Origin of the sequence: Halioglobus maricola (assembly GCF_009388985.1) — a bacterium.
In the GTDB taxonomy this organism is placed as follows: domain Bacteria; phylum Pseudomonadota; class Gammaproteobacteria; order Pseudomonadales; family Halieaceae; genus Halioglobus; species Halioglobus maricola.
Genome location: NZ_CP036422.1, coordinates 61,719 through 76,430, shown reverse-complemented (window position 1 = coordinate 76,430; position 14,712 = coordinate 61,719). Strand labels below are relative to the sequence as shown.

12 protein-coding genes are annotated in these 14,712 nt (G+C 58.2%); 5 read left to right on the top strand and 7 right to left on the bottom strand.

The genetic code is table 11. From position 1 onward, the window contains the following. The first annotated feature begins 60 nt into the window (after window positions 1-60). From EY643_RS00335 to EY643_RS00325, 3 genes are read left to right on the top strand one after another with little or no spacing between them, the layout of a single operon-like run. Window positions 61-1,575, top strand: a complete 1,515-nt coding sequence (locus tag EY643_RS00335; RefSeq protein ID WP_152660328.1) for a hypothetical protein — start codon at window positions 61-63, stop codon at window positions 1,573-1,575. Then, entirely contained in the window at window positions 1,572-2,303 is a 732-nt protein-coding gene (locus tag EY643_RS00330) for a lipopolysaccharide kinase InaA family protein (protein ID WP_205743110.1), read from the top strand. The genes EY643_RS00335 and EY643_RS00330 overlap by 4 nt, the downstream gene beginning before the upstream one ends. After that, window positions 2,300-3,013: a sulfotransferase family 2 domain-containing protein gene (locus EY643_RS00325; RefSeq protein ID WP_240732778.1), complete on the top strand. Its 714-nt coding sequence runs from the start codon at window positions 2,300-2,302 to the stop codon at window positions 3,011-3,013. Before EY643_RS00330 ends, EY643_RS00325 begins: the two co-directional genes overlap by 4 nt. Here the strand turns inward: EY643_RS00325 and EY643_RS00320 are convergent. Genes EY643_RS00320 through tfpB form a run of 7 tightly spaced genes read right to left on the bottom strand, consistent with a single transcriptional unit; the run spans window position 3,010 to window position 12,468 of the window. Then, window positions 3,010-3,768, bottom strand: coding sequence for a lipopolysaccharide kinase InaA family protein (locus EY643_RS00320; RefSeq protein WP_152660327.1), 759 nt, complete (start codon window positions 3,766-3,768; stop codon window positions 3,010-3,012). The genes EY643_RS00325 and EY643_RS00320 overlap by 4 nt on opposite strands. Then, window positions 3,765-4,619 carry a lipopolysaccharide core heptose(I) kinase RfaP gene (gene rfaP, locus EY643_RS00315; RefSeq protein ID WP_152660326.1) on the bottom strand — a complete coding sequence of 285 codons (855 nt, stop codon included), beginning with the start codon at window positions 4,617-4,619 and terminating at the stop codon, window positions 3,765-3,767. The genes EY643_RS00320 and rfaP overlap by 4 nt, the downstream gene beginning before the upstream one ends. Next, window positions 4,612-5,757, bottom strand: a complete 1,146-nt coding sequence (locus EY643_RS00310; RefSeq protein ID WP_152660325.1) for a glycosyltransferase family 4 protein — start codon at window positions 5,755-5,757, stop codon at window positions 4,612-4,614. The genes rfaP and EY643_RS00310 overlap by 8 nt, the downstream gene beginning before the upstream one ends. A gap of 2 nt (window positions 5,758-5,759) precedes the next feature. Then, complete coding sequence (gene waaC / locus EY643_RS00305) at window positions 5,760-6,755, bottom strand: lipopolysaccharide heptosyltransferase I (protein WP_152660324.1); 996 nt, start codon at window positions 6,753-6,755, stop codon at window positions 5,760-5,762. Beyond that, window positions 6,755-7,804, bottom strand: a complete 1,050-nt coding sequence (waaF, locus tag EY643_RS00300; protein WP_240732777.1) for a lipopolysaccharide heptosyltransferase II — start codon at window positions 7,802-7,804, stop codon at window positions 6,755-6,757. The genes waaC and waaF overlap by 1 nt, the downstream gene beginning before the upstream one ends. Then, window positions 7,801-10,677, bottom strand: a complete 2,877-nt coding sequence (gene glnE, locus EY643_RS00295) for a bifunctional [glutamate--ammonia ligase]-adenylyl-L-tyrosine phosphorylase/[glutamate--ammonia-ligase] adenylyltransferase (protein ID WP_152660323.1) — start codon at window positions 10,675-10,677, stop codon at window positions 7,801-7,803. The genes waaF and glnE overlap by 4 nt, the downstream gene beginning before the upstream one ends. A 15-nt stretch (window positions 10,678-10,692) precedes the next feature. Further along, a complete protein-coding gene (tfpB, locus tag EY643_RS00290) occupies window positions 10,693-12,468 on the bottom strand; it encodes a type IV pilus assembly ATPase TfpB (protein ID WP_152660322.1) in 1,776 nt (591 codons plus the stop codon). A 219-nt stretch (window positions 12,469-12,687) separates the two neighbouring features. Here tfpB and EY643_RS00285 point away from each other — a divergent pair, with 219 nt between their 5' ends. Together EY643_RS00285 and EY643_RS00280 are read left to right on the top strand one after the other, a co-directional pair. Then, on the top strand, window positions 12,688-13,368 hold the full coding sequence (locus EY643_RS00285) for a TIGR00153 family protein (RefSeq protein ID WP_152660321.1): 681 nt from the start codon (window positions 12,688-12,690) through the stop codon (window positions 13,366-13,368). 32 nt (window positions 13,369-13,400) lie between these two features. Continuing rightward, window positions 13,401-14,681: an inorganic phosphate transporter gene (locus EY643_RS00280; RefSeq protein WP_152660320.1), complete on the top strand. Its 1,281-nt coding sequence runs from the start codon at window positions 13,401-13,403 to the stop codon at window positions 14,679-14,681. Window positions 14,682-14,712 lie beyond the last annotated feature (31 nt).

Here is a 14,712-nt window from a genome sequence, read left to right as displayed (position 1 = left end):
GATGCTGGTTTCCATAGGTTGCGAGCGTTAGACTAACCGCAAACAGAGCCAGTCAACGACGTGCATCCAAACGCCACTTCAACTTACCTGCCCCACCTCGACTACCGCTGGGTATTCGGTGCAAGCCTGATCCTCTCGGCCTGGCTGATCGCTATGGATCCGCTGATCAATCGGGACGCTATCATATACCTGCGTGCGGCGGATGCCTACTTGCAGCACGGTTTCGCGGCCAGCCAACAGGAATTCGGACGACCTCTACTCTCCATCTGCATCGCGCTCATACACAAGTGGACGGGGCTCCCCATACTGTGGGCGGGTCAGATTCTAACGACACTGTTCTATGCCGTGCTCTGTACCGGCTTCGTCGCCGTAATCCACGTGCTCGGGGGGGACCGTCGAGTACAGCTGATCGGAGCCGTCGTTGTGCTTTCGCACCCGATGCTGAACCACCTTCGAAGTTCGATCATGCGAGATCCAATCTACTGGGCTCTCCTTCTGCTAGCCTTTCGCGAATTGCTGCTCTACCTGCGCAATCCCGCGCTCAAGTACCAGATCCGCTGGTTTAGTTACATCGTGCTCGCGAGCCTGTTCCGCTTTGAAGGGCTGTTCTTCGCCGCCCTGGCACCACTGGCGCTGCTTTTTACCCGGAACCTGGACCAACGCTTACGCCATAGCCTCCAATTGCTGGTGCCGCAGCTCGTGGCCATCGTCGCTGCTGGCGGCGGTATACTTCTCTACCACCGCAGTATCGGCGACAACACAACCCTCTTTCCCGCCATAGAAAGGTACCTGGACCGGCTTCAGGCATTCCCAGACCATTTCACCACACTGTCCAGGAACGCTGGCGAGGCAATGCTTGAGTTCACCGCCCTGGAAGACGCGTCCATAGCTGTCATCGCAGGCCTGTCGGCCATTCTGGCGATTAACATCTGCCGCGCGATCACATGGCCGTGGATGATCGTGCTGATCTGGGGGAGATTGTCGGGAATGCTCGGCCGGCTGCGCCGGGACGACGTTACCCTGCTGCGTGCCCACGCGCTGATCGCCCTGCTCTACCTGGCCCTGTTCATGCTTATCAATCGCTTCATGCTCGAGCGGTATAGCATGCAACTGGTCTTGTTCCTGTTGCTCTACCTACCGTTTTTACTGAATACGCTGTGGGGAGCAGGAGGCTGGCGCAAGGCAATAGTCCTAGTGCTGTTGGTCGGAATGAGCCTGGATACTGTGGTCACCGGCGATCGCGACAAACTCTTCGTCCGCGATGCTACCGAGTGGGTGCGAGAGAATACTGCGACTGACGTGAGCATTGCGAGTAACGAGAAATACATCGCCTACTTCAGCGAACGGACGTTCGACTGGTCGACTGCCCTGGGGCAGGAATTCAAGTTGGACGCACTGGTTGCGAAGAAGCGAAACTGGCAGAGCAAAGACTATCTCGTCATTTACGTGCGCAACCGCCACGAACAACAATGGGCCAACTTCCTCACAGCCAACCAGCTTCGCGAAACCAAAACTTTTGCCAGCGATAACCCCAAGAAGGGGCGGGTAGCGATAGTACCTGTCGCCGATCAATGAACTACCAGCTCATTGCCGACACTATTGCGGACGAACGAATGCCCGAGGGCTGGCGTCTGGTGGGAAGCTCGGTCCATGCTCGCGTAGCGGTGAATGGTGACGGCGACGTGTACTACAAGGAATTTCTTCCGCGCGGCCCACTAGAGCGCCTCAAAGCCATCGTGCGGGGCTCGCGCGCCACTCGCGCCCGACATCACAACGACCTATTGCGACAGGCAGGCTTTACCGCGCCTGAGAACCTCGCGTGGGGCCGGCTCTCGGGCGGACGCGAGTATCTTTTCAGCGCCACAGTCGCGGGGGAAGGCGTAACCACCTGGCTGCGGCATACGCTGACCGAGCGGGCCGGCGAAGCACTCACTCGCCGCAGGCAGCTGCTGCGCGAACTCGGTGATTTTATCGGCCGCATGCACGCCGCCGGCTTCGTCCACGGCGACCTGCGCACAAGCAATGTGATGGCAGATTATTCCGAGGGCCAATTTGCTTTCGCTCTGATCGACAACGAACGCAATATCTATAAGACACCCGCCGAGGGCCGTGCCATTTTGCGCAACATCATGCAGCTCAATATGCTGCTGCCCTGCGACCTGTCCGACCGCGATCGAATGCGGTTTTTCCTGCAGTGGCGTGCTCGCATGACAGACTTCAGCGACACCGAGGCAAGAGTATTGGGCCTGCGCGCCTACGACTGGGCCATGGACCGCCTCCGGGCGAAGGGGAAACTCGAATGAACCTTCTCACTAATCTGCTGTGGCGACTCATGCCCGCGCAGGAAAGAAAAATGCTGCTCTCCTACGCGCCGCAATATCAGCAACGCCATATCGAGCGCATCATTAAGGGCAAGGCGATATATCAGCCGTGCTTCGACGATCACAAAGCACTGTTTATCCACGTGCCCAAGTCTGCTGGACGCAGCGTGGTAAGGGGAATGTTCGATGTGAAGTCCGTGGAGCATGCCCCCGCCGACTGGTATCAGCAACTCGATCCCGACAAGTACCGGCGCTACTTCAAGTTCACGTTTGTTCGCAATCCCTGGGACCGCGCGCTTTCTGCTTACACCTATCTCCACAAGGGCGGCTCAGCAGCGAGTGAGGAAGACAGCCACTGGTCGGAATTCGTACGCAGCTTTGAGTCCTTCGACGCTTTCGTATTGGACTGGATGACCCCCGAGAACATCAGGCGCAATGCCCTGTTCACCCCCCAGATCGTATTCCTGAGAAACATGTTTGGTCAGATAGACATGGACTACGTGGGCCGCTTCGAAAACTTGCAGGAAGATTTCATCAGCATCGCGCAAGCACTGGGAGTCGAACGAACATTACCGCATCTGAACCAGAGTCGCTCAGAACCTTACCAGACTGCCTATTCAATGGATTCACGCCAACGAGTGGCGCAAGTTTACGCAGAAGATATTGACGCTTTCGGGTACCGCTACGACTAGACCAGGGGATGCCCACGGGCCCCGTACTTGGTCATGTGCCGTGCACGCAACTTGCTCAGTAGTGGCTGTATTCGAACCTCGATATCGCAGCGCGGGATTGAACGATCCTCCGCGTACACATCCAGAAAGGCACTGAAGTGCTCTGGTGCCAGGCCCATATCCTCCGCGTTCAGGGTAAAACGAGCGATGTCACGAACCCCGCTGCTGGCTGCCGGCGCACTGGTAAGCACTGCCTCAAGATCAACCAGATACATCGCTGTGCCCGCTACCAGAAAATTACTCCACTTTGCATCTCCATGGCTGAACCCTGCCTCATGCAGGCTGGCCAGCACCGCGCCGGCATGGGCCATCAACTGCGCGAGGCGATCTTCAGATTGGCCCGCTTGCCACAAACTCTTGAGATCGCTCGCTTCCTCAAATGCCTCGGTAACCAACAGCATACCGTCTTCAAGCAGGGCGCACGCCCTTGGCGATGGAACCTCAATGCCTGCCGACACCAGCGCCTGGGCGCTGTCGAAAGCTGCGACAGCACGGCCGCCGCCAAAACGAAACTGAAGGCGCTGCAACATGCCTTTTGGGCGATAGTATTTACAGTAACTGAACCGTCCATCCAGATTCGCCAGGGCTACCATTGAGTGCCGGTCCCGCTTGACGACTTCGCCGACCGATTCAAGCCAGGCTTGTGTACCTTCAGCATTCGCCAGCCCGGCACTTCCCAGCCCGACGATATCTTCGCCCCGCAGCAGGCGAATCAAGACCGGCCCCGTGCCATCAGTGCTGGCGGCTCACGACCATGTACCCGGCGATACAGCTTCTGCGCAGTGCGCTCAACCGCCCCCCAAAAGCTGGCGTCTTCGCGCATTGCAGCACGCAACCCGCCGGGTGTGTAGTGATGGATAAACCGGAAGAGGTCTCGCCTGCTCAGGCCACAATCCATGGCTGAGAAATAGAGCCCGGCAATATCTTTTACTCGCCAGCGCCTGGGTGTCCGCGCGCGCAACTGCGCGCGGTGCAGGTCAATGATGTGACAGGTCGGCCGGGGTTGGTCCAGCGTGCTCTCATCCAGATGAAAATGGCAGATATAAAAGTCGCGATGATTGATACCGGCCCGATGCATGCGGCCGGCGCTGTCAGCCAGTTTGAGCAGAATCTTCAGCCGCGTGGAATACTCCGGCGGGGCACTGGCCCAATCCATGCAATAGTCTTCGAGGCTAACCGTACCGACGAGATCATCGGTAACAATCAGGGAATGCTGTTGCGCCGGATTAGCACCGCTGCTGGCATAGGCCGCGACGGACATCGTATCGACCCCTAGTTCAGACAGGGCCAACACCGCCCGGTACTCATTGCTCGCACCCAGAATCGGTAAGCGTAATTGCAGCAGGTTCTTAACAATCTCCCCCCAGCCCACACCGCTGTGCAACTTGAGAAAGAACGACTTGCTGCCTATCGAAAAACGCAGGGTTTTACGCCCTTCCTTGTTGCGAAAAATATCATCTTGCGCGGCACTGGCTGCGAGCTGCTCGCCCCAGGACAGAATCGCAGAGGACGTATTCGCCAGCCCCTCTGACGCGGCGATATCTTGTCGCAGATAGGACTCAGGCATCGGCCTCACCGCGCTTGCGCACAATGGCTTCCTCGATCAGGCGGACGCCCGTACTGTGCATGCTATACAGGTCTGTTAGCTCAGCGTAGACCAGGCCGGTCTCGCGGCACTGGGAACGATAAACGCCGTCCAGGCAGCGCAGAACTGCCGCATCGAGATCTTCCTGGCGAAAAGGTGAACGCAGGACCATGCCAGCCTTGGCCGACGCAATATGATGGGCGTAGCCACACACATCTGTACAAATCACCGGCAGGCCGGCGACCAACGCCTCCAACAATACGATGCCCGCCGCCTCATCCAGAGCGGGATGAATCAGTGTATCTGCGCCCAACAACAACTCAGGAATATCGTCGCGACCCCCGAGAAACTCCACCTGCTCATCTACCTTGAGTTTACGGGCCAGCCACTTAAAACGACGAACCTTGTCCTGGCCGACCACCAGCAGACGTATCTTCTGGTGGGGCTGCTCTTCACGCACGTAGGCCAGTGCCCGCAGTGCGCGGTCCAATCCCTTCTTGATAAATCCAGAACCGACGAAAAGCAGCACGTGTTCGCCGGTTTCCACGCCCAGTTTTGCTCGCGCCTCTCGCCGCCGCTGTTGGGCATCGGGCCCCGCGCGACGATCCGGGGAAATTCCCGGCGGCAGCATGTGCATACGCGCCTCATCTGTTGCGTAGTGCTCAACAAACTTCGCCTTTTCGGTCTCGGAGATCAGCAGAATTTCAGTTTTACTGGCAGGCCCGAATACTGCTTCTTCAAAAGCTGAAAAATGCCGGAAGCGCCCTCCCCTGCGATACAGAGAGCCGCGCTCGTTGAGAGCCTTGTCGAGATAACAGGAGTCGGCAGCGTAGTACACATCCAGGCCCGGCATTTTGTTGAAGCCCACCACACCGTCAACCGGGTCGCGCGCGAGATCGCTCTCGACCCACTCCAGAAATTTTTCATTGCGCCGATGGTGGGTACGTGCCTTTACCGGCACGTGGCGCAACTCTGCGCCGGAAATAGCGTCGCCCTGCCAGCTGATGTAGTAGATTCTGCAGTGATGCCCCCGCGCCTGGCTCTCCTCGACAAACCGGCGAAAGTCGCGCTGCATACCCCCGTAGGGGAAGTACTTATAGAGCAGGAAAGCGAGTTGCACGGCTAAGCCTCCTGCGGCAGGACCGCCTGCAAGCGGGCCCAGACATCGGCCGCGGGAATCGCGTGCATCATTGCTTTCGGGTCATCGGTATCTTCAGGGCCTATCGGCGATTGAATATGGACCTGATTTTCGCCATAGGCTCCGATCAATGCGGTATCTGTGGGACCATAGAGTGAAACCGTGGGAACATCGAGCGCTGCCGCCAGATGGCCAAGGCCGGTATCGACGGCTACAGCACCATCGACTTCCAGTAACATACTTGCCAGGCCCAGTAGATCCAGTCGCGGCAACACGCGTCCCGCCCCTGCCATGCCGACAATCTGCCCGGCTCGAGCCTTCTCCTCGTCACTACCCCAGGGCAGCCAAACCGGATAATCAGCCTGGTCTGCCAACCGCAGCAACTCCGCCCAATGCTCTACCGGCCAGAGCTTTTCCGCGCGCGCGGTGCCGTGGAAAAACATCACGCCGCGTGAGCGCTTCTCCTTATGCCGCGCCAGATTGGCCCTCACGCCATAGTTCCCGCGAGCACCATCGAGGGTATAACCCAGGGCATCGGCGAAGAGCTGGCGCGTGCGCTCTACCGCGTGCATTTCGCGCGGTACGGCGAATTTATGTTGGTAGGCAGAAGCGGCAATCCCCTCCCGCGCGCTGTGTTTGTCCAGACCAGCGATGGGCGTCTTGAGCAGACGGGCCACCAGGGCGCTTTTAAGCAAACCCTGTGCATCTATTACTAGATCGTAGTGTTTCCCCTTGAGCACCTGGCGGAATTCGCGCCACGCGGAGCCGGAAAAATTGCGTACCGGATGTTTGCGCCAGCGGCGCAAGGCAATTGGAATCACCCTGTCCACTGCCGGATGCCACGCCGGTATTTCGGCGAAAGCCTCCTCGACTACCCAGTCAAAAGTTATGCCTGGCAATGCCTGCGCGGCATCCGTGACGGCGGGCAAGGTGTGAATCACATCGCCAAGTGAAGACATTTTGACTATTAGAACGCGCATCAGGCAGTAACAGGCTCTGCTAAAAGAGCGTCAAGTTTACCAGCAACATCAGACGCAGGCGTATCGCGCATACACCGGTGATGCCCGAGCGGGCACTCGCGCTGGAAGCAGGGAGCGCAATCAATCGTGCTGACCAACGTAGCACTATTATCGTTCAACGGCGGAGTAAAGCCGGGAGAAGTCGCGCCGTAGACCACGACAAGCGGCCGGCCTAACGCCGCTGCGATATGCATCAGTCCGGAATCGTTACTCACAACCGCATCGGCCAGCGACAACATGTCCACCGCTTCAGCGAGCGCCGTGCGCCCCGCTAAATCAATACAAGCAGAACCGCGCGCCTGACCATCACAGGCTGCTGCAATCTCACCCGTCACATCCTGGTCTTTGATCGACCCAAACAACACCACCTGCCACCCGCGCTGCAAATAGTCCTGGGCAAGTTCCGCATAGTAGGGAGCCGGCCAGCGTTTCGCTCCGCCGAATTCTGCACCCGGGCAGAGCGCCAGAATCGGGCTGTCGTCCACCAGGCCAAATTTGCTGCGGCAGGCGGCCGCCTGTGCGCCATCGACTTGTAATCGGGGAGCCGGCAACTGCACCGGCAACTGCGCTGTGGCATCAAAGCCAAGGGCCGCGAATTGCTGCACCATCAACGGCAGCGCTTCCTGATCAAGTATTCTGAGGTCATTGAGCAATCCATAACGCCACTCCCCTCGCCAACCGGTGCGCCGCTCAATGCCTGCGAAGAATGGTACCAGTGCTGACTTGAGAGAATTCGGCAGCAGAATTGCCTGATCGTAATGCTCTTTGCGCAAGTCATGCCCAAGTGCCCGGCGCCGACCCAGCCCAAGCTCACCGTGGCCCAGCGGCAGGTTTATTGCACGGCGCACTTCGGGCATACGCGCGATGATGGGCTCACTCCAGCCCGGCGCAAGGACATCAATCACCACGTCTGGGCGGTTATCAACAAGCACTCGGTAGAGCACCTGAGACATGACCATGTCACCTACCCAGGATGGACCGACAACCAGTATTTTTTCTCCACGACTCACGCGTCCCCTCCTGCGTCAGGAAGCTCGCCAAAAAGCGTTTGCCAACGACGCTCTACCCGCTGCCGCTGCTCATGAAAATAGGCCGCCCCTGTTACGCCGGGGCGCTGCTGCAGGGCCAGCTGATGAGAACGGCCGCGATACTGCAGATAGGCTTCGGTCAACGCCGCGCTGTCTTCACTGCTAAACAAGCCTTCCCGACCCAGGACCTCGAGTATGCGCACATTGTCCGGCCAGGTAGCGAGATCCGGATGCTGAGCAGCCCATGCCAACACCGCGTACTGAACCATAAACTCAATATCGACTATCCCGCCGCTTCCCTGCTTAAGGTGAAATTCACCTTCGAGTTCAGAGGGCAGCAAATGGTCGCGCATTTTGCGTCGCATCTTCACCACCTCCACCCCCAGCTCCGCGGCATCGCGCGGCAAACACAGGATTTCCCGCCGGACCATATCCACTTTGGCTGCCGCCTCCGGGTCACCGGCAACAAATCGCGCCCGCACCAGGGCCTGGTGCTCCCAGGTCCACGCACTGTTCTTCTGATATTTGGCAAAGGCATCCACGCTCGGGACCAGCGAGCCTGAATTGCCGTCCGGGCGCAGGCGCATATCCACCTCGTAGAGCTGTCCCAGCGACATACGCGTCTCCAGAATATGAATAATTCGCTGGCCAAGACGTGTGTAGAACACCGCATTGTCAATGTTGCGTTCACCACTGGTACTGCCCTGGCGAGCCGCGTCACAGACGAATACGAGGTCGAGATCAGATCCGTAACCAAGCTCCAGTCCACCCAACTTACCGTAGCCGTAGATAGCGAAACCGTAGCCATCACTCTCCCGCTTCGGCTCACCGTACTTGTGGCTCAAGTCAGCCCAGGCAACCGCAATCACATGCTCGAGAATCACCTCGGCTATCCAGGTCAGGTTGTCGCTCACCTTCATCACCGGCAGCCTGCCAGACAACTCACTCGCGGCAACGCGCAACACCTGGGCGGCCTTGAAATAGCGCAGTGCATTCATCTGCGCTTCAAGATCATCGGCGTTCAGACGCGCCACCTGCTGCTGCAACTGGTTCTGCAGTTCGTCCTTATCGGGTGCGTTGTAAAGACTGGCGCGATCGAGGAACTCATCCAGCAGCACAGGCTGCTTCGCCATTTGCTCTGCGATCCAGGGGCTCGCTCCACAGAGGACCGCCAACTCTCGTAATGCCGGCGGGTTTTCCAGTAGCAGCGCCAGATAGGCCGACCGCCGCACCACGGATACCACCAACGGCAACACGCGCGTAAGCGCCAGATCTGGATCGTCGGTATCCGCACAGCAACGTATCAACTGGGGCATGAACACATCGAGGCGCTCGCGCCCTTCCGCCTGTGCGGCACTGACTCGCTTGGACGACCAGAATTCGCCCAGGGCACCCAGCGTAGCGTCGAGCTGGCGGTAGCCAAGCTCGGCCAGCGCGGCTTCGTTGAGATCTTCTCCCCAGAGACCATCATCGGATTCGGTCGAAGGCTGTTCATCCTCGGGAACGGCAATCAGGGCGTTAAAATGGCGCGACACGGTCGCGCGCTGCTCGTCCAGTGCCTGAAGATAAGTTTCCCAGCGCTCGAAACCCATGATTTCTGCCATGGCAATGCGTGCCATCTCGTCGCCTGGAAGCTCCTGGGTCTGCTTGTCCTGATATCCCTGTATCGCGTGCTCGCTGTCGCGGAGGAACAGGTAGGCGGTGCGCAACTCCTCCACTGCTTCAGCGGGCAAGCACCCCAACTCCACGCACTCCTGCAATACGATCAGCAACTCCCGCTGTTGCAGTGCCAGATCGCGGCCGCCGCGAATCAACTGAAAACACTGCGCGATAAACTCTACTTCACGAATACCGCCGTGCCCGAGTTTTACATTGCCCTGCAAGCCCCGTCGGCGCACCTCGGCACTGATCATCTGCTTCATGCTGCGCAAACTCTCGATCACACCGAAGTCGATGTAGCGTCTGAAAACAAATGGCCGCAGTGCCTTCATCAATTCATCTGCACGCGCCGGATCGCCGGTAACCGGGCGGGCCTTAATCAAGGCGTAACGCTCCCAATCTCGCCCCTGATCCTGGTAGTACTCCTCCAGGGCATTAAAGTTATGAACCAGGGCTCCGCTGTCACCATAAGGCCTCAGGCGCATGTCTACCCTGAATACAAAGCCTTCCGGGGTGGTCTGATCCAGCGCAGTAATCACCGCCTGACCCACCTTTATGAAAAACTCTTCGTTACTGAGGTTTCGCGTCTCTCCATCTGTAACGCCAGCTTCGGGAAAGGCAAATATGAGATCGATGTCGGAAGAAACATTTAGTTCACGCGCACCGAGCTTGCCCATGGCCAGAACAATCATGGTCTGGTGTTCGCCACTGGTGCGGCCTATCGGTTTGCCGAAACGCTGCTCAAGCGCCGCCTGAGTGTGAACCAGGGCCTCGGCAATACAGGCCTCGGCAAGCAGCGAAGTATCGCGCACCGTTTCCAGGGTGTCCGCAGTTCTACTGAAATCGCGCCAGACGATGCGCAGCATATGGCGCTGACGATAAAGTCGCAGCGCCGGGCCCAGCTCCGCCTCTCCTGTCAGGTTCGCGCTGAGCTCCTCTCGAAAGGAGTCTTCAGGCAAGCTTCGCGCAAGGAATTGAGAATCCAGCAGCGCGAGTAGCAGGGCCGGTTTGCGCCGTGAGAGATCGGCAACAAAGGGGCTGCATGCCAGGACCCTCGGCAACTGATCGGCCAGCTCGCCAATCATTGCATATTCACGCAGACCGCTGGCGGTCGTCTCATCCGCCCGGTCCAGAATCAGCTCCCAGGCCTTTTCCGCTTGTCTTGCCAGTACTTCGGGCAAATTGCTAAGTTTCATAAGATCCCGTTCAGATCAGGCGTCCAATACAGGGGCGACCCGCATGACTTCTTCAATTGTCGTCTCGCCACGGGCAACGCGGGTAGCACCCGAGAGGCGCAGTGTTCGCATACCCTCTTCCATGGCGCTTTTGCGAATATTGACCGTCTCCAATTGCGAGTGAATCTGTTCCTGCACCCTCGGTGTGTTCACCAGTACTTCGTAAATGCCCTTGCGCCCAATATAACCGGTGTCGCGACAGGCTTTGCATCCAACGGGACGTGCGACCTGCTCCGGTGGCTCAACCGACCACGGGCTTGTGAGCTCACGCCAGGCATCCGGGTCCAGCGGTTCCATGGTTTTGCAGGTGGGGCATAAAATTCGCACTAACCGTTGAGACATGATGCCCCTGACCGTGGCCTTGACCAGATAGGCGGGCACGCCCAATTCCAGCAGCCGCGAAATCGAGCTGGGTGAATCATTGGTATGCAGTGTCGAGAGCACCAGGTGGCCTGTAAGCGCAGCTTGCACTGCCATATTTGCTGTCTCCAGATCGCGGATCTCACCGACCATGATGATGTCGGGGTCCTGCCGCATCAGCGCGCGCACACCGGAGGAGAAATCCAGATCAATACCGTGGTTTACCTGCATCTGGTTAAAGGCGTCTTCAACCATCTCGATAGGGTCTTCAATCGTGCAGACATTCACCTCGCTGGTGGCGAGCTGACGAAGCGTTGAGTAGAGTGTGGTCGTCTTGCCCGACCCTGTGGGCCCTGTAACCAATACAATCCCGTTGCCCGAATCAGTCATATGGTGCCAGCGCGCCAGGTCATCCTCGGCCAGACCGAGCTGCTCGAAACTTTTCTGCAACACATCCGGATCAAAAATCCGCATCACCAATTTTTCACCGAATGCGGTTGGAAGCGTCGCCAGACGCAGCTCCACTTCATTGCCTTCAGGCGAGCGAGTTTTGAGCCGGCCATCCTGGGGACGACGCTTTTCAGCAACATCCATACGACCGAGTATCTTGATCCGGCTGGTCACCGCGGCACAGACCTGATGCGGCAAATCGTAGACGTTGTGCAACACCCCATCGATGCGGAAGCGAACGTCACCCTGCTCCCGACGCGGCTCAATATGAATATCACTGGCGCGCTGCTCGAACGCATACTGCAGCAGCCAGTCAACCACGTTGACGATATGCTGATCGTTAGCATCAGGCTCTTTCATCGAGCCCAGTTCCAGCATTTGTTCAAGATTGGTAGTGATGGCGCGATTTTCAGAGCGATCCGTTTTCTTTGCACTGCGCACTGAGCCAGCCATGTTGTAGAACTCTACGGTGTGCCGAGCGATCGCCCTCGGGTCAGCCAGGACACGACGAATGGGCTTGCGCAACACATGTTCCAGATTCCCTTCCCAGGCTTTGATCCAGGGTTCGGCAGAGGCGATGACCACCTCGTCGTCATTGACCTCTACCGCCAATATGCGGTGGCGCTCAGCAAAGGCCTGCGACATGACATCGGCTATTTCGCCAACATTGATTTTCAGGGGATCGATATCGTAAACAGCCTGCCCGGTGCGAGTGGCAAGAAAGGCCAAGAGCGCATCCATATCAAGTGAGCGTTCCGGATTAGCCGCATCGGTTAGCTTCTGGTCGGCCAGGTAGATAAGCGGATGCACCTTAACCAGGGCATTGCTCGCGACGCGCTTGAGATCGGCATCGGCGAGGCGGCCTTCCCGGCATAAATCCTGGGCCAGCGTGGTGAGATTCAGGCGCTGCTCGGCAAACAATCCTCCGTTGTCCATGGCCATAGTTTCGTGTTCCCTTGGGCGTAACCGGAGTGAAGCAATTCGCTCTTCCGGAAGCAATTATCGACTGCCCGGTATGCTAGCACAGGGACCCCTGTTGGGGGTCGCCGGATCCAGCTGTGCGGGCCCTCGCCAGAGAAATATGAACTTTTTATGACAAGCTCTCTTGTTCCTCCTATACTGCCGAAAAAATAGACACCCCCCGCGCTACGGAGTCAAAATATGGCCAGCCGAAACCCTTTGGGCAGTCTCTTTGGCCGATCACCGATCGGCCCTATTCAGCTGCACATGAAGGTGGCGACCGAAGCCGCCGAGCATCTCCCCGAATTACTCCAGGCTACGGCCGATGAGGACTGGGGCCGGGCCAAAGAGATCCACAAGGCAATCAGCGCGGACGAAAGCGCCGCCGACAAGCTCAAACGCGACGTCCGGCGTCATTTGCCCAAGAGCCTGTTCCTGCCAGTACCCCGCTCCGACCTGTTACAGCTGGTCAGCATTCAGGACCAGGTCGCCAATACCGCTCAAGATTTCGCGAGCGTAGTGATGGGCCGCGACCTGCGCTTCCCAGACAAACTGTTCCCCGCCGTTTTAGAGCTTGCCAGCACCAGCGTATGCTGCTGCCAGCACGCGCTGAAAGCTATTCAGGAACTGGATGAACTGCTTGAGGTTGGCTTTTCGGGGCGCGAGGTCAAGCGCGTCGAGGCCATGCTGAAAGAACTGGACAAGCTGGAACGTAAAACCGACAAGCAACAGTTCTCCCTGCGCCGTAAGCTCTACAAAATGGAGAGCGAATTAGCCCCGGTAGATGTCATGTTTTACTACCGCGCCATGGGCCTGCTTGGCGAACTGGCAGACATCGCTGAAAAGGTAGGCGACCGCCTGCAGATCCTGCTCGCCAAATAATCCGCACAAAATAATAGATTAGGTAAACCGCAATGGAAATTATCGCTCAGTACGGCAGTGTCTTTCTGATTATGGCCTGCCTGTTCGGCTTCTTCATGGCCTGGGGCATCGGTGCCAATGACGTGGCCAACGCCATGGGCACATCGGTGGGTTCCCGCGCCCTGACCATCAAGCAGGCCATCCTGATCGCCATGGTCTTCGAGTTTCTGGGGGCCTATCTGGCCGGTGGCGAGGTAACCTCTACCATTCGCAAAGGCATCATCGATGCCGAGGTCATGGCCGACAACCCTGAGCTAATGGTCTACGGCATGATGTCGGCCCTGCTGGCAGCGGGTACCTGGCTGTTGATCGCCAGCATCAAGGGCTGGCCGGTATCCACGACCCACTCTATCGTCGGTGCGATCGTCGGCTTTGCCTCCGTCGGTATTTCCATGGAAGCTATTCACTGGGGCAAGGTAGGCAGCATCGTTGCCTCCTGGGTAGTCTCGCCCGTATTGGCAGGGACAATGTCCTTTGCCCTGTTTATGAGTGTGAAAAAACTCATCCTGGACACCGACGACCCCTTCAACCGGGCCAAAAAGTTCATCCCCATCTACATGTGGATGGTGGGCTTTATGATCTCCATGGTCACGCTGCTCAAGGGCCTCAAACATGTGGGCCTGGAGTTCGACCTGGGCCTGGGCAGCAAATTCGCCAATGCCTTGCCCATCTCGGTTGTAGTCGGCCTGCTGGTCGCGGGTTTCGGCGCGATGCTGCTCAAGAACATCAAGGACGATCATGACGAGGAAAACCGTTTCGGGAACGTCGAGCGCGTGTTCGCCATCCTGATGGTCTTCACCGCCTGCTCCATGGCATTCGCTCACGGTTCCAACGATGTAGCCAACGCCGTCGGACCTCTCGCAGCTATATCCAGTACCGTTCAGTCGGGCGGCGAAATCGCAGCCAAGTCTGCCATGCCCTGGTGGATCCTGTTGGTGGGTGCCGCAGGTATTGTCGTGGGCCTGGCAACCTACGGCTGGCGCGTGATCACCACGGTTGGCCGCAAGATCACCGAGCTCACACCCAGCCGCGGCTTCGCTGCCGAATTGGGTGCCGCTGCTACCGTGGTCCTGGCCTCCGCAACCGGCCTGCCCATTTCGACGACCCACACGCTGGTAGGTGCGGTGCTAGGCGTGGGCTTCGCCCGTGGGATCGCCGCCCTGAACCTGCGAGTGATCGGCACCATCTTCATGTCATGGATCATCACCCTGCCTGCCGGCGCCGGCCTGGCTATCCTGTTCTTCTTCCTGTTCAAGGGAATCTTTAGCCCCTGAGGCGAGATTAACGCTGCTGAAGCGGCTCTCA